This window comes from Bartonella sp. W8122, from assembly GCF_016102485.1.
Lineage (GTDB): Bacteria > Pseudomonadota > Alphaproteobacteria > Rhizobiales > Rhizobiaceae > Bartonella > Bartonella apihabitans.
Genome location: NZ_JACFOO010000001.1, coordinates 2,280,378 through 2,302,351, shown reverse-complemented (window position 1 = coordinate 2,302,351; position 21,974 = coordinate 2,280,378). Strand labels below are relative to the sequence as shown.

Annotated in this window: 20 protein-coding genes and 1 tRNA gene; 6 read left to right on the top strand and 15 right to left on the bottom strand. The window is 46.8% G+C overall.

Going from position 1 to position 21,974, the window contains the following annotated elements; genetic code table 11:
• Positions 1-110 precede the first annotated feature (110 nt).
• Positions 111-3,929, top strand: a complete 3,819-nt coding sequence (gene metH, locus H3S83_RS09965) for a methionine synthase (protein WP_198239586.1) — start codon at positions 111-113, stop codon at positions 3,927-3,929.
• Positions 3,926-4,690 (top strand): pyrroline-5-carboxylate reductase, encoded by a 765-nt coding sequence (locus tag H3S83_RS09960; protein ID WP_198239585.1) that lies wholly within the window; start codon positions 3,926-3,928, stop codon positions 4,688-4,690. The genes metH and H3S83_RS09960 overlap by 4 nt, the downstream gene beginning before the upstream one ends.
• 397 nt (positions 4,691-5,087) lie before the next feature.
• Here the strand turns inward: H3S83_RS09960 and H3S83_RS09955 are convergent, their stop codons facing one another.
• Positions 5,088-5,423 (bottom strand): hypothetical protein, encoded by a 336-nt coding sequence (locus H3S83_RS09955; protein WP_198222306.1) that lies wholly within the window; start codon positions 5,421-5,423, stop codon positions 5,088-5,090.
• Positions 5,424-6,062: 639 nt separating this feature from the next.
• Here H3S83_RS09955 and H3S83_RS09950 point away from each other — a divergent pair.
• Positions 6,063-6,347, top strand: a complete 285-nt coding sequence (locus tag H3S83_RS09950) for a hypothetical protein (protein ID WP_198239584.1) — start codon at positions 6,063-6,065, stop codon at positions 6,345-6,347.
• Positions 6,348-6,584: 237 nt separating this feature from the next.
• Here the strand turns inward: H3S83_RS09950 and H3S83_RS09945 are convergent, their stop codons facing one another.
• Positions 6,585-8,846: an AGE family epimerase/isomerase gene (locus tag H3S83_RS09945; RefSeq protein WP_198239583.1), complete on the bottom strand. Its 2,262-nt coding sequence runs from the start codon at positions 8,844-8,846 to the stop codon at positions 6,585-6,587.
• Positions 8,847-9,427: 581 nt separating this feature from the next.
• Between H3S83_RS09945 and H3S83_RS09940 the strand changes: the two genes are divergently transcribed.
• Together H3S83_RS09940 and H3S83_RS09935 are read left to right on the top strand one after the other, a co-directional pair.
• Positions 9,428-9,504 (top strand) — tRNA-Pro (locus H3S83_RS09940).
• A gap of 1,795 nt (positions 9,505-11,299) precedes the next feature.
• Positions 11,300-11,512 (top strand): hypothetical protein, encoded by a 213-nt coding sequence (locus H3S83_RS09935; protein ID WP_198226713.1) that lies wholly within the window; start codon positions 11,300-11,302, stop codon positions 11,510-11,512.
• Positions 11,513-12,089: 577 nt separating this feature from the next.
• Here the strand turns inward: H3S83_RS09935 and H3S83_RS09930 are convergent.
• From H3S83_RS09930 to H3S83_RS09920, 3 genes are all read right to left on the bottom strand, one after another.
• Entirely contained in the window at positions 12,090-12,434 is a 345-nt protein-coding gene (locus H3S83_RS09930) for a hypothetical protein (RefSeq protein WP_198239582.1), read from the bottom strand.
• Positions 12,435-12,960: 526 nt separating this feature from the next.
• Positions 12,961-13,227: a hypothetical protein gene (locus H3S83_RS09925; RefSeq protein WP_198233342.1), complete on the bottom strand. Its 267-nt coding sequence runs from the start codon at positions 13,225-13,227 to the stop codon at positions 12,961-12,963.
• Entirely contained in the window at positions 13,224-13,889 is a 666-nt protein-coding gene (locus H3S83_RS09920; RefSeq protein ID WP_198239581.1) for a lysozyme, read from the bottom strand. The genes H3S83_RS09925 and H3S83_RS09920 overlap by 4 nt, the downstream gene beginning before the upstream one ends.
• A gap of 283 nt (positions 13,890-14,172) precedes the next feature.
• Here H3S83_RS09920 and H3S83_RS09915 point away from each other — a divergent pair, with 283 nt between their 5' ends.
• Complete coding sequence (locus tag H3S83_RS09915; RefSeq protein ID WP_198223877.1) at positions 14,173-14,466, top strand: hypothetical protein; 294 nt, start codon at positions 14,173-14,175, stop codon at positions 14,464-14,466.
• Positions 14,467-14,544: 78 nt separating this feature from the next.
• Here H3S83_RS09915 and H3S83_RS09910 read toward each other — a convergent pair whose 3' ends face one another.
• The 10 genes from H3S83_RS09910 to H3S83_RS09865 all read right to left on the bottom strand — a co-directional run bounded on the left by H3S83_RS09910 (position 14,545) and on the right by H3S83_RS09865 (position 21,876).
• Positions 14,545-15,162, bottom strand: a complete 618-nt coding sequence (locus H3S83_RS09910) for a hypothetical protein (RefSeq protein WP_198239580.1) — start codon at positions 15,160-15,162, stop codon at positions 14,545-14,547.
• Between the two features lie 4 nt (positions 15,163-15,166).
• Complete coding sequence (locus H3S83_RS09905; protein WP_198239579.1) at positions 15,167-16,195, bottom strand: hypothetical protein; 1,029 nt, start codon at positions 16,193-16,195, stop codon at positions 15,167-15,169.
• Complete coding sequence (locus H3S83_RS09900; protein WP_178391754.1) at positions 16,196-16,363, bottom strand: hypothetical protein; 168 nt, start codon at positions 16,361-16,363, stop codon at positions 16,196-16,198.
• 3 nt (positions 16,364-16,366) lie between these two features.
• Positions 16,367-17,308, bottom strand: coding sequence for a tail fiber protein (locus H3S83_RS09895; protein WP_198239578.1), 942 nt, complete (start codon positions 17,306-17,308; stop codon positions 16,367-16,369).
• The gene (locus H3S83_RS09890; protein ID WP_198239577.1) at positions 17,305-17,700 is read right to left on the bottom strand and encodes a hypothetical protein; all 396 of its coding nucleotides are present in this window, start codon (positions 17,698-17,700) and stop codon (positions 17,305-17,307) included. The genes H3S83_RS09895 and H3S83_RS09890 overlap by 4 nt, the downstream gene beginning before the upstream one ends.
• Before the next feature lie 185 nt (positions 17,701-17,885).
• On the bottom strand, positions 17,886-18,935 hold the full coding sequence (locus H3S83_RS09885) for a tail fiber domain-containing protein (RefSeq protein ID WP_198239576.1): 1,050 nt from the start codon (positions 18,933-18,935) through the stop codon (positions 17,886-17,888).
• Entirely contained in the window at positions 18,922-19,365 is a 444-nt protein-coding gene (locus H3S83_RS09880; RefSeq protein WP_198238124.1) for a hypothetical protein, read from the bottom strand. Before H3S83_RS09880 ends, H3S83_RS09885 begins: the two co-directional genes overlap by 14 nt.
• A complete protein-coding gene (locus H3S83_RS09875; RefSeq protein WP_198238125.1) occupies positions 19,362-20,828 on the bottom strand; it encodes a hypothetical protein in 1,467 nt (488 codons plus the stop codon). The genes H3S83_RS09880 and H3S83_RS09875 overlap by 4 nt, the downstream gene beginning before the upstream one ends.
• A complete protein-coding gene (locus H3S83_RS09870) occupies positions 20,829-21,524 on the bottom strand; it encodes a hypothetical protein (protein WP_246741747.1) in 696 nt (231 codons plus the stop codon).
• A 4-nt stretch (positions 21,525-21,528) separates the two neighbouring features.
• Positions 21,529-21,876, bottom strand: coding sequence for a hypothetical protein (locus H3S83_RS09865; RefSeq protein ID WP_198238126.1), 348 nt, complete (start codon positions 21,874-21,876; stop codon positions 21,529-21,531).
• Positions 21,877-21,974 lie beyond the last annotated feature (98 nt).

Here is a 21,974-nt window from a genome sequence, read left to right as displayed (position 1 = left end):
AAAAAGGCGCCGGTTTATACCGGCGTTTTTTATTTCTATTCTTGGATTTTATTGACATAAAGAAATCTTTATGTCACTCATGACCGGCTGATATGAAAGGTTCCCCTGCTATGTCACATATTGTCGAAAAGTCATCTTCCGGTGAAGAGAAAGCCTCGGGCAAAACATCAAATTCCGATAAATCAAATCCTGTAGAACAATTGTTCGGTCAAACAGAAAAGCCGAAAAACCGTACGGAAGAATTGCGCCAATTGGCGCGCGAGCGCATTCTTATTCTTGATGGCGCGATGGGAACGCAAATCCAGTCTTTCCATTTTGACGAAGAACATTTTCGTGGCGAGCGGTTTGTGGCCTGTAGCTGTGCTCTTCAAGGCAATAATGACCTTTTGACATTGACCCAGCCGAAAGCCATTGAAGACATCCATTTGCGCTATGCTTTGGCCGGTGCCGACATTCTGGAAACCAACACATTTTCCTCAACCACCATTGCGCAGGCCGATTATGGCATGGAAAATATGGTCTATGAGCTTAATCGTGACGGCGCCCGTCTTGCGCGCCGTGCGGCTTTACGGGCAGAAGAGAAAGATGGCAAGCCGCGCTTTGTTGCCGGTTCCATTGGCCCCACCAATAAGACCGCGTCGATTTCGCCAGATGTCAACAATCCTGGTTTTCGTGCCATTACCTTTGATGAATTGCGCATTGCCTATGGCGAGCAAATCAATGCACTGATTGATGGCGGTGTTGACCTGCTTCTCATTGAAACGATCTTTGACACACTCAATGCCAAAGCGGCTATTTTTGCTGCAAAAGAAGTTTTTGCCAAAAAAAATATCGAATTGCCAATCATGATTTCCGGCACAATTACCGATATGTCGGGGCGCACACTTTCCGGACAAACGCCGACTGCCTTTCTTTATTCGGTTGCCCATGCCAAGCCGTTTTCTGTCGGGCTTAATTGTGCTTTGGGCGCAAAGGCAATGCTGCCGCTTGTCAAGGAAATGGCCGCCAATACGGAAGAACTGATTTGTGTTTATCCCAATGCCGGTTTGCCCAATGCTTTTGGCGGTTATGATGAAACGCCGGAAATTATGGCAAAAGAGCTTGAGGAATATGCGCGTGAAGGTGTCATCAATATTGTCGGCGGTTGCTGCGGGACCACGCCCGACCATATTCGCGCCATTGCCGAAGCGGTCAAACCGTTCAAACCGAGGAAGCCCAAGCCGCAGGAAAAGCTTTTGCATTTGTCGGGTCTTGAACCGTTTACGCTCACCCACGACATTCCTTTCGTCAATATTGGCGAGCGCACGAATGTTACGGGTTCGGCACGGTTTCGCAAACTCATAACCAATAATGATTATACGGCTGCTCTTGATGTTGCGCGCAATCAGGTAGAAAACGGTGCGCAGGTCATCGACATCAATATGGATGAAGGCTTGATTGATTCCGTTGCGGCCATGCGCAAATTTTTAAATCTTCTTGCCGCCGAGCCTGATATTTCCCGTGTCCCCGTCATGATTGATTCATCCAAATGGGAAGTTATCGAAGCCGGTCTTCAATGTGTGCAGGGGAAATCCATCGTCAACTCGATTTCCTTGAAAGAGGGCGAGGAAAAGTTTATCGAACACGCAAAACTTGCCTCCCGTTACGGGGCGGCGGTTGTGGTGATGGCTTTTGATGAAAAAGGTCAGGCCGACACTGAACAACGCAAGGTTTCAATCTGCGAGCGCGCTTATAGAATTCTTGTCGACAAGGTCGGTTTTCCGCCTCAGGATATTATTTTCGACCCCAATATTTTCGCCATTGCAACTGGTATTGACGAACATAATAATTACGCCGTCGATTTTATCGAAGCGACCAAGGAAATTCGCAAAAAATTGCCTTATTGCCATATTTCCGGCGGGGTCTCCAATCTGTCATTCTCGTTCCGTGGCAATGAGCCGGTTCGCGAGGCGATGCATTCGGTCTTTCTTTATCGGGCAATTGCCGCCGGTATGGATATGGGCATTGTCAATGCCGGCCAATTGGCCGTTTACGATACAATCGAACCGAAGCTTAAAAAAGCCTGTGAAGATGTGATCCTCAATAAAGACGCTGGCGCAACCGAGCGCCTGCTTGCACTAGCGGAAGAATATCGTGGCAAGGCCGGTGGCGGTGTTAAAAAGGAAAAAGACTTGAGCTGGCGACAATTGCCGGTGGAAAAGCGCCTTGAACATGCTCTTGTGAACGGCATTACCGAATATATCGATGCCGATACGGAAGAAGCACGCCAAAAAGCCGAACGCCCGCTTGATGTCATTGAAGGGCCGCTTATGGCCGGCATGAATGTGGTGGGCGACCTTTTCGGTTCGGGTAAAATGTTTTTGCCGCAGGTGGTCAAATCCGCCCGCGTGATGAAGCAGGCTGTCGCCATTCTTCTTCCCTATATGGAAGAAGAAAAGCGTAAAAATGGTGGCGAAGGTCATCAGAGTGCGGGCAAAATTATTCTCGCAACTGTCAAAGGCGATGTTCATGATATTGGCAAGAACATTGTCGGCGTTGTGCTTGCCTGCAATAATTACGAGATTATCGACCTTGGTGTGATGGTTCCTGCACAAACCATTCTTGATGCGGCACGGCGTGAAAAGGCCGATGCAATCGGTCTTTCCGGCCTCATTACGCCTTCGCTTGATGAAATGGTCAATGTTGCCCATGAAATGGAAAGTCAGGGCTTCGACATTCCCTTGTTAATCGGCGGGGCAACGACAAGCCGCGTTCACACGGCCGTCAAGATCAACCCGCAATATCACCGCGGGCAGAGTGTCTATGTGCTTGATGCAAGTCGGGCGGTGGGGGTTGTTTCATCGCTCCTTTCCCCGCAGACGAAAACCGAAACAATCAAAAAAATCCGTCAGGAATATGCGAAGCTCGCCGCCGCCCATGAAAGGGGCGAACAACAAAAGACCCGCGTTTCATTAAGCGAGGCGCGCGCCAATGCACTGAAACTCGATTTCAAGAATTATAAACCGGTCAAGCCGACATTTCTTGGTGTCAAAAAATTCGACGATTGGGATCTTGCCGAACTTTCTACCTATTTCGACTGGACACCGTTTTTCCAGAGCTGGGAATTGCGCGGGCGTTTTCCGGCAATTCTTGATGATGAAAAGCAGGGGGCAACGGCCCGCCAGCTTTATGACGACGCGCAAAAAATGCTTAAAAAAATCATTGCCGAAAAATGGTTCCATCCGAAAGCGGTGATCGGCTTTTGGCCGGCAAATCGCGTTGGTGATGACATACGCATTTACACCGATGAAACAAGAAAACACGAGCGGGCAACCTTCTTCACTTTGCGCCAGCAATTGCAGCGGCGCGAGGGAAAGCCCAATCTCGCTCTGGCCGATTTTGTTGCGCCTGTCGGCACGCCCGATTATCTTGGCGGTTTCGTGGTGACAAGCGGCTTTGGCGAAGAAAAAATTGCCGAACGTTTCAAACGCGAAAACGACGATTATTCTTCCATTCTGGTCAAAGCGCTGGCCGACCGCTTTGCCGAAGCTTTTGCCGAATGTCTGCATGAACGCGTTCGCAAAGTCTATTGGGGTTATGCGGCCGATGAAAATTCGACAAAAGAAGATCTGATTGTTGAACATTATCGCGGCATACGTCCGGCTCCCGGCTATCCCGCACAGCCCGATCATACCGAAAAAGGCACATTGTTCGAGCTTCTTGATGCGACAAAAAATACAGGTGTGAAACTGACCGAAAGTTACGCCATGTGGCCTGGCTCGTCGGTTGCCGGACTTTATTTTTCCCATCCCGACAGCTATTATTTCGGCGTTGCCAAGGTCGAACGCGATCAGGTTGAAGATTATGCCAAAAGAAAAGCAATGCCGGTAAGCGAAGTCGAACGCTGGCTTGGCCCGATCTTGAATTACGAGGTTAAAAGAGACAAATGAAACTAGGTTTTATCGGTACAGGAACCATTGCCTCGGCCATGGTGGAAGGCTTGATGAAGAGCAATCTTCCGGTGGAACAAATTACGGTTTCACGCAGAAATGCTGACCGCGCGGCAGAGCTTTCCAAACGCTTTGACAAGGTGAAAATCGGCAAAGACAATCAGGATGTAATCGACCAAAGCGATGATGTTTTCATTTGTTTAAGAAGCCAGATTGCCGAGGAAGAATTGAAAAAGCTCGATTTTTCTAAAGCCAAAACAGTTATTTCGGTTATTGCCATGGCAACGGCAACCGAGACCGAAAAATGGATTGGCAAAAAGGTTTTTCGCGTAATGCCGCTTCCCTTTGTTGCGGAAGCCAAAGGCGTTACGGCAATTTATCCCGATAATCCCGAATTGAAGAAAATCTTCAATGCAATGGGTGGGGCAATTGCTGTCAAGGATGAAAGCCAGTTTGCCTTGATGATGACGGCCGGTTCTCTGATGGGCGTCTATTTCAATTTCATCGAAACAGCAAACCGTTGGTTTGAAAAAAACGGGCTTGATGAAAGCCAGTCGGCACCATTTCTTGCCTCTATGTTTGGCAATCTTGCCGACGAGGCAAGGAAAGCCAATAAGCCCGATTTTACTAAATTGGAAGCCGAATATTCGACCAAGAAAGGCACGAACGAGCTGGTCTCCCAATATTTCACCGATCATGGCGGCAGAGAAGCCTTAACCGGCGGCCTTGATGAAGCGTTCAAACGTATCAAGGGCGAGTGAACACTGGCGCCAATTACATGACGTTTCAGTGCGAAAGCAGGTTCATAACAATGCCAGTGCGTTAAAGCCCCGCGGGCAAAGAAAAGGCAAGGGAGGTGCTTGCAACCGATCGCGCGCCATTTGTGAACGGTTTTAAATCAACAATGCCCGAGCAATAAAACTCTGCAGGCATAGAAAAGGCGGTCGGGCACCCGACAGAAAATTTGCGCGGTTCGGGAGGGTTGCAAAGCTTCAAAGCAATGACGGCGTGAGAAAACCTCGAACATATCGGATGCGGTCTAATAGTTCAAAACAATCGGTGGTGGCCGCCGGATGATTTTGGAAAAGCATTTGGTTTGACGTATCCGCAATTTTTGCGACCGGTTTTCGGGATTGATTACTTTGTCAAGAATTGCCTTCAATGGGGAAGGTAGCTTTTCCGCCCGCTATCGGAATAACAATAATGTCCGCCTCTGGGGCCAACGCAATAGGTTCCCGACCGGCAAGAACAATTTCCCGATGATGGTTCCATGAAAGACGGGTTGCTTTCCAAAGATTGGCGGTTTGTTGCACGGCCGCCCATATAGGCCGAACAATCTTTGGTCGATGCGCTGGTAGATCCATCATTACAGATAAAGGTTCTGCCAACACAATGGGAAATGCCGCCTTTCCGGCCTGAACAAGGTGTATTTGCCGCAGCAAGTTCAGGAAATGAAGCTGTGAAAAAAATGAAAATCAGCAAAATATATCTCATATCGAGATTCCCCGTGCGATCATCGTAATACTCGAAATAATTTTTTTACAATCAATTTCGAGTTTGACGGGAGAAAAGCGGGACTATCGCCAGAAGTTTTTCAATAGTGCGCGAGATAGTTGTGGCTATCAAATGCTATCTGGACTATTTACCCGTTCCGGTTTTTTTAAATTTTTTTGGCCGCAATCATTTGTTCTTTAAGTGTTTGTCCGAAAGTTGGCCGGTTGTTGAAACCGGTTTTAAAAAGGTATTACCGGTTGTTTGCTATGGCTCTCCATCGAAAATCGTGGTCTTTCATTATCGCGGCTCTTTACCGAAAACCGTACTTCTTTATCACATGCTTCTTCACCAAAAACCGTTTCACACTTTTTGGGGCAACCGCTTGAACCACTTTTCGGGAAACATGTGGAACTTTTCGGGGTGGCCGCTTGAACCACTTTTCGGGAAGTATGTGTGCCTTTTCGGGGTGGCCGCTCGAGACACTTTTTGGGGCAGTCGCTTATAGCATTTTTCGGGAAGCTGGTTGTCGGTCGGTTGTCGTTAAGGCGAAGATGAACACAAGATTAACAAAAAGTTCAGGATAAGTTCAGCTAACAAAGCATAAGGTGTTTCTCAAGAATCGTTAAAAGGATATCTCGCATGAGAAAACTGATTGTTCTTCTTTTAAGCCTTGCAATGACAGTGCCGCTTTGTGGTGCACTTTCTGCCAAGGCTGATGTTTATCCTGTCATCATCATTGATAACGGTCATCGTCATCATTATGACCGCTATCATCACCGCTATCCGCCGCATCGGCGCTATTTCGAGCACCGGCACTTCTATCCGGCTCCGCCACCCCCGCCGCCCTATTATGGCCCGCATTTCGGCCCACATGGTCCCCATTATGGCCCGCGGCCCTGGTATCCGCATCCTCATTGGTATTGATAGGTTGTCGTAAGATAATCATAAACCGGAACCCCGATAAAAGCCCGTTTGGCAACACATGCCGGACGGGTTTTTATTGTTTTCCTGAATTTTGCATCTCACACTTTTCCGCGTGAGCCCGGATCGTCCGGTTTTAAACATGGCAATTCTTGCCCCTGTTTTGAAGGGTGACATGAAAAGACCGTGCGGGTGATTGAATGGGGCAGGGCAGATTTTGAGGAAATGACCGGCGAAGTTTTACGCCACCTTCCAATGCTGGGCAAATTTCCGATATTGCGTTAAAGCCGTTATCATATGGTAGAAAATGGAAGCGGGAACATCTTCGGCAATGGCACGGCCGTTTTCCGATATAAGGTCAATCCATAAACCTTTGGGGGCGGCGTCGATATGCCACCGGAAAAGCCTTCCCACACGCGCTTCTATTTCAGGTTTCAGATCCGGCCCGTCATTGCCATCAAGCGCAAGCGCTGCTTTGATCGCTTCGGTTTGCGGCCAGCTTCTCGAATTGGTGTCGATCGGCATTCCGTGGCGCGAAATCGTGTTATAGGCAAGCCCCGTTTTGCGGTTCAAACCGTTGGCAATTGCGGAGGCATAAAGCTTTTTGGCAAGCTTTATAACACTGCGGTCATTGGTTTTCTTCGAAAAATCGACAAGCAGCGACGACCATTCGAAATGGTGTCCGGGTTCGCAAATGTCACCTTCAGGTGAAGCCGCCCTTTGCCAGTCCTTGTCGTAATATTCGGCAAGGGTCCAGCTATCCTCATCAAAGAAATGTTCTTTGAAAAGGTCGACAATGCGTTCTGCCCGTTCAAGATAATCTCTGTCACCAGTCACATCATACCAGGCCATGAAACTTTCAAACAAATGCATATGCGGGTTGGAACGGCGAAATGTTTTCTCTCCGTCGGCTTTGGCATTTTCAAAAAAGCCCTTGCCATTTTTGTCGGCAAGATGAAGATCGATGAAAGAAAAGGTCTCCATAGCAAGCGGCAAGGCTTTTTTATTGCCGACACGATGGGCGTGGGCAAGTGCCAGTAACACACAAGCCTGATCGTAACTGTCTTCGGTTGCGTTGAGAACCTTGCCATCTTGTGAAAGCTGTAAAACCCAACCGCCGCGGTCAGTTCTGCCATTTTTGCCAATAAATTCAAGGCCGTGGTCAATCAGCTCTTTATAAGGGCCGTCCCAGCCCATTTCACCGGCCATGGCAAAAGCATAAATTTGGCGTGCCATTGTGCGCATGCGTTTGGCGCGCAATACCGGCATGGAATCAAAACCCAAGGCTTCATAAAAGCCGCCTTTTTCGTCAACTCCGCGTGTGGACCAAAGCGGCAGCGCTTCATCAAAAAGCCAATGCTCGACACGGGTAAGATAAGCGCCGCTTTGCGGTATTTTATCGGCGGCGGGGGTGAATTTGGTTTCAAGCCTTCCGGCTTTTTCAAGTGTTGCCACCACGTCGCGCACATTCTGGCTTTCTTTGACGGGAGCCACAAAAGTTGCGTCTGTCGTTGCGACAACCGCCATATTATGAAGCCCGACAGCCGACAGTAATCCCGCTTCCGAGCGCAGATAGCTGCCATGGCAATTGATCGCCACAACATCGCCCATAATCACATTACCGTTTTCATCAGGCGGTGTGGGGCTTGATTGCTGGTCCAAAAGCGATTGCCACGAGCCGAGATCATTCCAGCGAAAGCGGGCGGGCACAAGCGCAATGTCTTTGACATGCTCCATAATGGCGTAATCGACAGAGTCAGAAGGGATAGCCGCATAATGCTCGTAATTTAGCCATGTGCCCGATATATCGGTATGGGCGCTTTTCAGTGCCTCGACAGTCTTCTTCCAGATTTCCGGCTGGAATTCAAGAAAGGCTTTTTTCATGGTTGCTGCGGAAAAAAGGAATATTCCCGAATTCCATAAAAAATTGCCCGATTGCAAATATTTTTTGGCCGTTTCAATGTCCGGCTTTTCAACAAAGCGGATAACGTCATAAACGCCATTTTTTTCTTTTCCTGTTTCGACATAGCCATAGCCGGTTTCCGGCTTGTCCGGATGGATTCCGAAAACCACAATGCGCCCGCTCCTTGCGGCTTCTTCCCCTTCGTGGACAGTTTTCCAAAAATCGTCATCGGTTGAAATTTCATGGTCTGACGGGGCAACGAGAATGAGCCTGTCACCATATTCGGCAAGGGTGATGGCTGTTGCCAAAGCAACAGCCGCCGCCGTATTTCGCCCCAAAGGTTCAAAAATCGGGCGCCCGCCATTTAATGGCAAACCGGCAATATCATGGCGCAAACGGTATTCATGAGCTTCCGAAGCAATTAGAAAAATCGGCCCGTGGCCGCTCGGCCGTGCATTCATGCGCTTGACAGTGCCGGACACCATCGAGCCTTTGCCGGAAAGGTCATGAAACTGTTTTGGAAAATCTTCGCGCGATAATGGCCAAAGGCGGGTGCCAACGCCGCCACTCATGATAAAACTGATGATTTTTTCGGCCATTTTTTCTTTTCCGGCTTGAACTTAAAAAGCATATTCTTGCTATCGCTTTTCATTGGCTTAGGTCAAGTCAATGCCGCGCGCCGCATAAAAAATAATAAAACCGTTAAAACGAAGACCGATAATAGTCGAGCGACTTTTCAAGCGATAGGGCGATGGCTGTGCGAACCGGCAGATAATTTTAAACTGGTCTTTGGGGACAACTTGTCGGCGTGATCTTTGCCCGATTGGATAAACGGGAAAAGCGTCTGAACGCTCACAAAACAGGAAAAGAGGAAAAATAGGCCAAACTTGTAACAGAAATGTCGAGAGGTGGGAAGAAAGCATTTTAAAGCGGCAAAAACCTCCCCCACTACCAGCAAAATCTCGTGCTTCGGTGAAAAAATTCAAGCAAACTATAACAAAGGCTCTGTTGTACGAGGGGAAGGGAGCCAATATAGGGGAAACAAATCCGGAGAAGGCGATTGTGATTGAAGGAAGAAGGGGGAAACAGACAGGAAATGAATAATTGTTGAGCGGGTTTTTTTAAAAAACACTTGCGAGAAGTCTGTCATAACGGTATAAGCCCGCCAACACCAGTTAGTCGGAGTGTAGCGCAGACTGGTAGCGCACCTCGTTCGGGACGAGGGGGTCGGAGGTTCAAATCCTCTCACTCCGACCATTTTTCATAAAAATTATTTTTAAACGACAAAACTTCAGTTTTGTAAGTTTCAAAACATCGAACAAGCGATCGTGCTTTGCGCGTGACTTTGTTGTGCTTTGCGCGTGATTTTATTGTCTATGATTGTTTTAAAAGTCAGGGTTCATAAGTCTCAACCGCGGCAATTGAAATGCCCGCGCGTGAACGAAATCCCCCCGTTCAATGAAAAGATTGCCAGAACAACCGGATATTTTATCTATATCTTTGACGGAAAAACACAGGCTGAAGGCGACACGCGGAGCTTATAATAAAATGTTTCTGGTTAGTTGCACTTACAGCCTAAAAAAGAAGTGATTCGGTAAAAATATAGAATTCATTCGATTTTTCTTAAAAATTCAGGTTTTTAAATTTCAAAAATTTCAGCGAAAGAATACATTGTTTTCGAGTAATCAAACTCTTTTTCGTTTTTTTTAAAAATGAAGTTTCTATAGCATTTTCAAATATTTATTATTCCTTCAATAGTACAAAAAGTAATAGTTAGCCGGTTTACTAAATTTAGCGAATAGAACCCGTTTAATATTGTTAATTGACACTTTTAAAGATTATAATTTACACTAAAACTGTTAATGACAATTCCGCCATTAACAATCAAGCCTTGGGTAGCGCCAAGGCTTGATTTGAAAATAAAATAAACCATCGCGAATTGGAGATTCACGATTTCGGGTTACTCTTATTGGTCATCACACATTTTATCTTTCATTTTTGAAAATATCAATGTGTGAAATGAGAAGAAACGCGTAATCGTAGATTTTCTTCCTTTGCGACGGTTCTTTCAACAGGACATTCCTATGAACTTAGTAAATGATCATATGGTGTCAGTAATTAAGTTGGCACGTTCAAAAGGCATAAAATGTCATATTATTTCCTCCTATTTTAAAATAAATCAGGGGCGAATATCGGACGTGACAAAGGGGAGAATTGGAAAGGGAGTTGAAATGGCAAAGTCACTTCCTGTTGATTTTCCCGTAGAACACTAAAAAACTGGAAGCGCCTCTTTTTTCGGAGGCGCTTCCAAACCTCTGGCTCAAAACACGGCTAATCTGTTAATTAAAAACTTTTATTGCGCTCTGATAAAACCAAAGAGGCTCACGCGCCTGGATGAAATTCCGATAGCACTTCTTGGTATACATGGCGGTTGATAGAACTCACCAAGATAAGGGGCTGCGCTTTTCCAGAATGCCCTTCTTTTGGTCATTTCCTCTTCTCAACTCGTTGCTTTCCGTGCCATTGTCGTTGAGGCGGCTGATGAAAACTCCAAGAGATTTTATGAACATTTCGGATTCGTTCAAATAAAAGGACTGGACATGAAACTTGTTCTTTCTACCGCCGATATTCTAAAATCATCCTTGGAAGCTTGTGATGGAAGAGATTGCTGATAGGAAATCCCTTCACGTTTTTCGGGAGGGGCGATCGTTTCAATTATTTTTCTTTTTCCACATTTGGTTATCTGAAAAATCAGGAAAACAAAGCGGTCTCAAACAAACCGGAAACAAGCGTAAGCCTGCATCCTGTTTCCGGTCTGCGTTGATTTGCATTTTATCAACTCATTGAAAAATAAGTTGAAAAACTCATTGATAATGAGAATTTAATTCTCATGAAAAAGTGCATTTTGCGATTAAAAGGAAAATAAAGTGCGGCTTGAAACCCACCTTCATCAACCGCATATAATTTATATAAAAGGCTCGTTCGGACTATTCGTTTGAACGATTTTTTAATTGACTCTTTTTAGAAAAATAAGAACAATACGAGAACAAAAATGGAGTCGCGCAAAGTGAGCAAAGCTGTTTCAAACGATAGTTGTGAAGATGATATTGATGGCCTCATTGCAGCCTATGATGGGGATGCAAAAGCCCTCATTAGAGCTTTGCTTGAAGAACGGAAAATGCTTATCCACCAAATCGAAGTTGCCGCTTCTGCTATGTCTGTCGGCTATGGTCGGGGGTGGAAACCGAAATTGCCGATTGACTAGATTGGCCGTTCTTTATCTCCACGGCGCTTAAAACCCGCGTTAGGATTTCGCCTTTCATTTTGTTTCAGGTTTGTTTCAAGAGCCGGTCAAACGAACTTAAAAGCCAACGAGACCTTTGCTGCAAGCTTGGCAATTTAAGGTTGAAGCCGGATTTTAATGTTGGACATCCGCGGCTTGGAGCTCAAAGCGATAGCTTTGCTTGTGAGTTACTGAAGCAAAGAGACGGGGAGAAGATGCGATATATTCTAAGACCGGCTTCACTAGCGATGAATGATATTTCCGGAAGGGCGGATTTCGTCACGTTATAAAAGGCAAAATAGGAGATAGTAGAGTTACCGGTTATTCGATAATCCAAAATTTCATGAGTGGTAAAGCGGTGGTAATTTAGATGGAATTGATTGCTGTTTGCCTTTTTCTGCCGCCAATCAATAAGCGATATTCAATAGGGTAGCAAACCGGTTGTGACAAAGTTTGAAAGTCCTTTTTGTCCGTGCGTCAACATGTTCCTTCCTTTATTGATCTGATGTGCAAAAAAGCCGGTTTAGCGGGGGCATGAGGAACGGTTACGAAGACCGTCTTATGAGCCGAATTTTCTTCTCAATAGGCCTATGACACTATCAATAATCGCGACACCCAAAGCACCGCATAAAAAACCGGCAAGGCCAAGAAATTTTTCCGGTACGACATAGGAACCGTCGATCAGGTCGAATTTATCAAGCAGATGAGAAAGGGTATTGGCGGCAAGCTCTGCCCCATAGATAGCGCATAAAGCACCGCCAACCCATTCCATTACGCGTTGCGGCCATTTTTTTGGAGCGTCGTTAAGCTGGCTTAGAAAGCTGCCGCAAGCACCGGCAAGAGCAAGAAGCCCTAACCTGACAAGATAAGCAAGCCAGTCGGGTGGGGGATTGTTTTCTGACATTTGATTAGTCCATGATAAGCGAGAGCAGTAATTTGAATAAACTGAAGCAAAAATTAAACCCGTTATTTTATATGCATCTGAACTATGTTGTTAGCCGGCTAATGTTATAATACGAGGGAGAATAACTGTGCCGGTAGGGGAGTAGGAATCAGAACTTTGGTCGGGCAAAGATATTTGTTCTTGTGTCGGGGAGGGAAACCTGACGGGATTTCATCAAAATGACGGCTATTGTTTATGGTAAATTGCGAAGCACTGCATTTCCTATTTTATTATAAAATAGGTGATCGGGCTTTGGCCGGAAAATTGCTTTTAGTTGTCCGTAACACGGTTTCTTCCGGATTGTTCAGACAAACAGTATAAAAACATTGGCATCAACGCGCTGCCCAATGATCGACTTTTAATGAATGCCACTTGGCATAAGGATAAAAAGTTTTTTCATTTCCAGCATTTCTGTTTCTGTCCAAACCGGTCGGTCGAGATTATCCATTTGGTGATTGCCGGTTCGGTTTCGACAAGGCGCGCTGCATCATTTGCCCTGGGTGGTTTTGTCCAACCCGCGCAGGAGAATTTTGCATTGGTCTGGCACCCCGCCAACAGCAAGGCAGCGCTGATAGGGAGTAAGAGCTTCAACTTCATTTTCAACCTCGTGAGAATTTTCAAAAGCTGTGATCGCAGCCTTTAGCGACTTTTGTTTTTGCAACTCTTGACCGATAAAAATACCGCCGGACACGGCGGCAAAAATGACGACAATGATGATGGCAATGGTGATAGTCAGGCGTTCGAATGTTGTCATAATTCCGCCTCTCCAAATCGTTTGAGAAAATAGAAACTGCCAATTGCAACGCCGATCACCATGACGGCTGCTAACGCCCATTGGAACGGTCCCGAACCGGTGGCAAAACCGGTCAAGCCGGAAGCGGCACTGATAACCGGCCCGATGACTTCCGGTTTCAACACCGGATGAACAGTTTTTTGTTCCGGCACGACATCTTTGGACGTCACAAAAGCACCTTCCATCCACAGATACCCTTCGGCCCGCCGCCGGTTGACAAGGCCTTGGATTTTTTTGCCCCCCGCTTTTGTCCATTTCATCAATTCGGTCGGAACCGCGTTGAAATTGCCTTGGTTCAATTTCTTGAGCAGTGTCGAATTTTTGAAAGCACCAATGCCGACATTGAAAGCAAAAGATACGAGAGCGGCAAACTGGTTGTCGTTGAGCTTGACTTTTACGAGGCTTTCAACAGCTGCTTCGTATTGTGTTAGATCTTTCAAAAGAATGCTTTCCGCTTCTGCTGCGGTAATAACTTGGCCCTGATATGGCACTGGAGAACCGGCCATGGCTGTGTGCCCATAGCCGATAGTCCACACCCCGCCAGCATCCTTATAAGCTTTGGTTTTGAGGCCTTCCCATTGTTTCAGTTTTTCAAGGCCGTGGGGGCTTATTTGTCGTGTCATGGTGTTTCCTATCAATGATAAATGAAGGCAATAAAAAACCCCGCGCAAAGCGGGGTGGTGGTTCAATATTCAATGAAGTAAATTTTTGCTTTTGTTAAAAACCGGATAAGGTGGGCGCGGCTCATGCGCTGCAACCATAAATTCATTTAGAAGCGTGTTCCGTTTGCTTTAAACCGCAATCGCTTGTGAAAAACACGAAAATTGTTCACGTTTTTCTTTTAAAAAAGGTGGCAGCTTATGATATTGTAAGCCTTGGTTCAGTTTCATTCGGGAGGGGAATTTAATGGCAAGTCTGGAAGATGAATTTCATAAAGAAATGTTGGCTATTTATGATAAAGCTCTTCATGAAGTTGGAATAAAATTTCCCATCTTCAGACAAATGGTTGATCGGGAAGGTGGCGTTGTCGCTGCTAAAAAGTTGATCAACGCCAAAACTATTCCTTCCGGTTATTTTAAGCTATTCGAGAAGAACCGGCTTGATTTGACGGTTGAATCGCTTGTTGCAAACAATGAAAAATGGCATCCGCTTTTTAACCGGGAAGAAATAAATAAAGCCAAAGCACGGCTTCAATCATAAAACATCTCCGCTTATTTCCAAGAGGCCATAAAACCGAAGCAAAAGATGCGGGGTTTTCAGTCGGTTTTACGGCAGCATTTACCGGATATTGGCAGCCCAATTCCATAAAGTATCGAGCTGCGTATCCGGAATTTTGTTGACTTCGGCCATTTTTTTCAAAAGCGGAAAATCACGGGTAAAGCTTGTCGCTTTGGTAATATCAATGAGTACGCTTTCGCGTTCCTCTTCATCTTCAATGTAAAAAGGGCTATCCTTATTGGCTATACCGGTGGTGAGGTTTTCTTCTCTCACCCCGATGACAAGAGCCGCCTGCCAGAATTGCCGCGCTGTTAAAGGCGGAAATACAGGGGGAGCTGCAACAATCTTTTCTCCGTCCCATAGCTTGCCATAGACACTGCCGCCCGGACCGAAAGTTTCGCCATAATTCCCGTCAATACCGATAATATCAAAACCTGCAATTTGCGACTGTTCGGCGTCATCCGCCATGGAAATAATGTGTTTTGTGTCGTCGATAGCGATATAGAATTTATGCGGATATTTTTTGAAAAGATCGTGCCACTCAATTCCGTCTTTATCTTTCAACACGTGAATGATGACAGTTGCGGCTTTCTGGACAATATTACCTTTTTCATCCTTGATATCTTCACCAAGCTTGATTTCTTCCAGAGTTATTGAAAGTTTACCAAAATTTTTCATTTTTTTACCACGCCCCTAAAGGAAACCAACCGATATCTTTGATATAAAGCTGCGGCTGCCTGCCGCTCATGCATAATTGCCCGTTAATCCAATAACCGGTTGTAACAAAGTATCCGGACGGCATCTCCGCCAATACATTTGTTGAGGTTCGCAGCATTACCCCAGCCGAAATCCGGCTGTTGGTGACACATGCGTTTTGAAACGCAGCGCAGCGGCTTTCGATATGACTGGAGAGGTCTCCGTTTGTCCAGGTTGAACCAAGGATGTTGCCATCAGTCCTCACATTTGTCTTGTCACCAACAATCAAACCGCTTTGAACACGGACGTAACCATTTTGATAACATTGAAGCGCATAATCCGTAGGCGAACTTGCCATTCCGAAGCGGAGTTCTCCTGCCGCTCCCAAGGTTATTTCCGCAGTATGATCGGATTTTTTTTCGGGAACAGTCAGCCTTATGCCGTAATGATTGACATCGTCTGTTCCATCATTTTCTATCAAAACCCATCCGTTGGTTTTAAGTGATCGACACCCCGTCAAATCCTGGCTGACATCGAGATCGCCGGTAATCGTGCCGCCGGTTTTGGGAAGATAGGTCTTGTCCAGTTTTGCAATTTTGTCGCGTTCGTCGGCTGTCATAATTTTGGCATTTGACGCCTCTTTCATATTGCCCATATCGAACGCGTCGGTTCGCTTACCCGACGGGTCATAGAGTGCAACTGTCATGTCGCCGCCACCGGTAAGGGTCTGCCAACCATTGCCGGATAGAAAAGTAGTGTTTGAAGGCAAACCGTTTGTTTCAATTTCAGTTAAAACGACTTTGTCTTTTCTGGCCAAAGTGCCGAGCGTTTCCGGTTGAACGGCGCTATCGGCTCGTTTGCCCTGTTCGGCCGTTGCAAATTCGCTTCTATCGGCTGTTGCAGCCGTGCCCAGAACCGAAGGCGTTACGGCTTTGTCATTGGAAGCACGTGCTGCCATATCCTGCGGCGTTGCAGTCGGAATTTCGAAAGTGTGTGTATGATAGGGTACAGCCATTTAAACCCCCAGTTTCTTCAAACGGTTGTCGAGTTCGGTAATTTTGTTCTGTAACGGCATAAGAAGTGCGGAAAGGGCAACATGCGCCATTTGATTATTCGCGTAAATCAATATGCGGATTTTCTCCGGCTCTTTTATGCCGGATATTGCAAAAGGGTGTTCATCCATTGTTCAAGCCTTGATAATATATTGAATGGCAATATTGACCGGGCGCGCTTCATTGCCGCCATCGGCATTGATGTTGAGACTATGGCTGTGTTTTCCGGATATCGCCGTGTTTTCGGTTATTTGTGAATACCAATCCCAGCCATTTTGGCCGTCCGGTCCTCCGTTGTTGCGCTTCCATGTCGTATAGCTGTGGTTATGTTCGCCAGCTTCACCGACAGAGCCTGAATGGCTGTGCGATTTGTTCTGGCTATCCTGAAAAGAGGCAAAGGCACGGTTGGGGTCGATATTTTTACCGGCATCTGAGCCGCGCAGAAACACACCGCGCAAATCCGGTACGGCAAAGGTTGTTTGCCCGTCGCCTTTTCCCCACCATTCGCCGATAGCCGAAAAAAGTGCGCCATATTGTGTTCTTGATAACAAGCGTCCGTCGCAGGGTATCCATCCGGAAGGCGCTGTCGGCGCACCGAACATTGAAATAACACCGGGCGGCGTTGATTGTTGAGGAGTGGGTGACGACAAAAACCAGCCTCCGCTCCCGTTGTTCAATAAACTGCAAAAGACGATTTCATAAAGAGCGCCGGCCTGAATATCCCCGCTTTCCAAAGGTTTTACCCCCTGATAGGTTGCCTTGAAAACCGGCTTATAATCAATATTGTTGAGGCTTATCATCGGTTGCTCGACATTCATACCGAGCGCGCGAAACCGCAATGTTATGCCGTTGATATAAGCAGTTACCGGTGTTTTCGACTGAATGGCAATGCGTGAAGAAGACCCTTCAACAGTAACATCGCCGCCAATATCACACATATATTCGCGCACACGCTGCATCATCGAACGGGCGGAATTGTTGACCGTGCTTGGCGGCTGCCCCTCTGTCCAGTTGATAATATTGTCGGCATTGGCATTGCTTGCCGCCGAAAGTGACCAATCATAAATCGAGCTCATAACATTCCCCCGTTATTGGTTTTCTGCTGCATGTTTTGAAGAAGCCGTAAAAGTGCCTGCGATTGTTCAGCCGAGGGGCCGCGCACCGGTTTTAGTTGCATCGAGCTTGTCTGTGGTGCGTCAACATTGCCGAGGGCGATCAATGCATTGGCAAGTGAAGCAGCGCCTTTTTCAAGGCCTTTTTGCGTTTGCCCGTCTTCCAGTAATCCGTAAGCGGTGGTGGGGCTTAAAGGGGTTCCTCTATTGTTATCACTCGTAATGGGGGAAGGGGCGGGTGTGCCGGTTTTAAAGTTTTGGCCGGCAAAACCCAAGGGGCCAATCGAGCCGAACACAGGCGCATTGTTATTGGACGGGCGGTTAGCCCAAAAATTAAAAAAAGAATGTGAATTCATGAATTGGCCTCCATTCGGGTGCAATTTTTCCTTCGCGCTTCCGGTTTTTTCCGGAATGGTCACGCAATGTCTTTTGACTGATTTGTCGTTAAATTTATGAGGCTCATGCTCAAGCGGCGGGTGTAGACAAGCCTCTTGTCTCCCATGTCACGGAAAGGCGTTTGAAACAGCCGAATGGCTTTTCTTCACAGAAGCCTTTCCATAGGAAATCCGAGTTTGTTGTAATTGACCACTAACAATCCGCTTTCAGGGTGGGTCACAACTTTATCGGGGTCGGTTTTAAGGATTTCTTGCGCGATAACACCGCGATAGCGTTCAGCCCTTCCGATATAGTTGAAATCATAGACATTGTAGCCGTTGCGTTTACCCGCATAGCGGATATTTTCTTTTGTGCGTTTGTCCGACAAGCCAAAAAGCGATGTGAGCGCACCCAAACCGTTTCCTATTGTGGTGAGCGCACCATTCTGTTGTTTTGTTGTTTGCGTTCCGCTTGAGGTTCCGTAATTTCCTGCAGCTCCCTGAGCCGCACTTAAAAGCATGGCAAGCCGGTTCCAGCCGCGATTATCTTCTTCATTCCATTGGTCACGCGCCGCATCAAGTTTTTGCTGGTTGTTCTGGTCAAGGATTGTGCCGCCTTTCAAAGCATTGAGAAAATTATTGCCTTGCCCTTGAAAATAATTGCTTGCCGCTGAAAGCTGGTTATTGTTTGCCCTGTCGATAAGTTCGTTGGCATTGAGCATATTTCCAACATCCTGATTATACTGGTTGGAAAGTGCCGTTGTTGCAGCCTGTCCCAATTGTCGAGACAAAACACCGCTATGGGCGCCCGAACCATAACGACCAGCGCCACTCATTTGACTGTTGATGGTATTGGCGGTGTTATCAAGTGTGTTTTGCAAAGCCTGATTATAGGCTGTGTTTGCCCCCACCATTTTTCCTGAAGCCATATCGGCAAGGTTCTGGCCACTCGCATTTTTGCCGCCTGCAAGGCCTTGCAAATAGCTGTTGCCATAATTGGCGGTGGCGTTTCCAAGCCCGCTAATGGCATTTTTTGTTGTGTCACTTAAGTCGGCCACCCGCGAGCCTTGATAAACATTGCCACCCTGACCGGAATTATAAAGGTCCATGGCATCCTTTGCCGAGCGCTTGAAGAGTGGTGCCGCCCATTCCGGCGGGGCTGATGTCTCGGTTTTGGTTTGCTTTGTTTTTCCGCCTTTTCCGCTACTTCCGCCCATTGTTCAATTCCTTTCGATATTTGACCACGCTTGGCCGATAGCCATGTGCGCGCATGATTTTTGACCAGCCGATGCGACCGATCGGGCAAATTTCGGATGCACCGATGGTTTTTGCCCATTCTTCTATCGGTTCGATCATATCGGCTATTTTTTCGCCGCCGTGACCGGCAAGTTCGAGGAGTTCGACACGTTTTTTCCCGCTCGCCAGAATTTCGATATGCGAGGTGACGAAGGCTACAAAGTTTTCTTTCTCGTCAACAATGATCCACAATTGCCGCTCGCCATTTGCAATTTCTTCAGCCATTGTTTGAAACGATATGTCGTCGGGAAAACGACGGGCGATTTTTTTCATCGCCTCTGTAAGATCGCCGCTATAGCGTCTTATCCGCTCATAAGGCCAGTTTTCAGTGAGATAGATTTGATAGCTCATCTTTTTCCGGCTCCTGTAAAATCGACATTGAAGCCTGCAATATGCGACCATTTCGCGCCTGCCGGAACACGCAGGCGAAATTTGTGAAAACGCGCCCGCGAGCGGCCATGGTAACGGCCGGTATTGTAAGAGGGGCTTTTTTCACCGGACCATTTTACCGGTTCTTGCGGGTTTCTCCGCATTCTTGCACCGATGGCAAGCAAGGCTTCATTCGTGTCTATTTGTGCAATAACATTTTCCAGCCGGTTTATATCACCATTGGTGTCTGCAATTTCCTGCGAGGAAACAATTGCTTCCATTGCTTCTCCCGAAAAGGAGCCCAAACGGTAATCCATGGAAAAAGCGCCGAGAATGGGCGCACCACCTTGCCAGATTTTGCTATCCAGCGAAAACGGCAAATTTTCCAGAATAGTGGAAATATTATCAAGCCCGTCCAGTGTGTAACCGCTTGTATAAATCGGCATGATGCTGCTTGCCGCAATGCTGATAACTGTCCATTTTTGCAGGCCCCAGTCATAAACCATCAATTCGTTCATCACGCCTGAACCGTTATAATCCATCGCCCAATAGACACGGTTATAGAAAGGGTCGATTGCACAGAACATTTCGGCAAGATTATTGGCATTCATGCGGGTAAAGACCGAGCGGTCGATTTTTTCAAAGCCGATAGGTGTCACCGCGCCATCGCTGGTAATCTGGAAAAAACCGCCTTCATCGGCATAAAAGGAAAATTCGCCGCGACTGCTGATTGCGTTTGATGATTTTGCACCGCGTTTGTCATGAATTTTCTGGAAAGAAAATATAATGTCGGAACCGGGAATGAATGTGCCGCGATAAATCGCCGATTGCAAAAAAATAATCGGGTTGGTGGCTTCACTCGAGCCTTGAACACTGCCCCCATCCGGAAAATCCTGATAGTCGCAAGACTTTTCGCCCACCGTCCAGAATTCCGCATCATTCAGTCCCGACCAGTAAACACGGTTGGGATTATCCGGCAATTGCATGAGACAAACAAAATCGCCCCACACTTTGACAGCTCCTGCCCGTGGGGGATTGCCGCCAAGATTGCGGAATTTTGCCGAACGGTTGAGCTCGAAAACTTGTGGCGGGTCGTTTTTGTTGACCGCAATAATATAATTGCCGAAAGAAGCAAAAGACCAACGTGCCTCATCGGAAGCGGAATAGATTTTTCCCGTTTGCGTGATGTCGCGCCAGGAAAGATCGGTATTGTCGAGGACAAAAAGTTTTGTTGCAGTTCCCGCAAAAACCGAGGTTGTTCCATCAAGTGACCGTGCGGCATAGGCTCCATAAGGCTTTTCCGGAAACGGCTTGGAAAAGGCTTTGAAGCCGGGCATGGGAATATAACTGCCGTCTGCCGGCAAAACGTTCAATATATCATCGCTGTAGTCGCTATTGATATCGGCAATGTCGGGGCGATATTCGGCTATCGATAAAAATGTCATTTAAAACACCGTTGCTTTGATTTTGCCGCTACCATTGCGCCGCGAGGTTTCCGCTTTTAACGCTGAAAGCTGCTCGTTAAAATCGTTAAAGGCTGTTCGAGCCATTTCGGCATCTTTCAAAATATCTTTATAAAGCTCGTATTTTGCCCGCGCTTTGACAAGGTCGAACGCATCGAGAAACCAAGGGGATTCCTCATCGGCTTTCAAAACTTCTTCAAGCCGGTAGGGCTCAATCATCAGCCTTATTTTGTAAACCTTGTCAGGACAGGGAAAAAGCCGCAGTTTTTTCCCAAAATAACAATAGGCATAAGGTTCGCCATGGGCTGAACCCGCGCTTTCAAGTTCCTGCGGGGAATTGAGGTTAAGCCGTTTTGCGTTTCCGTGAGATTTTTCAAGAAAAACAAAGCGGATACCGGCCGCACTCGCAATCGCTTTTTCGGTTGTTGCGCCATACCATTCCTGATTTTTAGTCGTCAAAAAGGTAATATCGCGCGTTTCATTGAAATAAAGCGGTTCGCGTGCTGAAAAGCGGATGGCCGAATAGATTGCTTCCTGAATCTGGCTGAAATATTCATTTGTCGTGTCGTCAATTTCATCCTGAATAACGGCAATCATATCCGAAAAGTTTTTGTTTTTCGGCTGGAGAGGCGTGGGAAGACTTGTCATCGGCCCTGTCGTGGTAATGATAATGGCCATGGTATTAAACCTTTGTTGTCCGGTTTTGCTTCGAGTTCGGGTTGCGTGTTCTCAGTCGCTTTTTGCCGCTTGCGGTCTTCAACTCGGCGGCTGTTGATTGCGTTGTTGTTGCTTGCGCCGGTATGGAAGGCTCGGCCTTCAAATTTCCGGCTTTTTCCGCAGTGTTTCGAGATGTCTTTCCGGTCTTGACTTGCGGCTTTTTTAAACATGTCTTTTTCACCGGTTTTCGGGAAAGGGGTGTGGTCTTTTTATCTCGCACATTCGGTTTTTCTGACGCAGGCTTCTCAAAATCGAGAAGTATCCAGTCGGTATCATCGCTTGAAGGCGTGTCTATAGAATAAGCATGGGTCATTTTTTCATCTCTGACAAAATCACCGTTTTTTCAAAAAAACACGGAAAGGGGAAAAACGCGGCTTTAACAGCGCATTGAAGAAGAAAAGGAGCATTTGC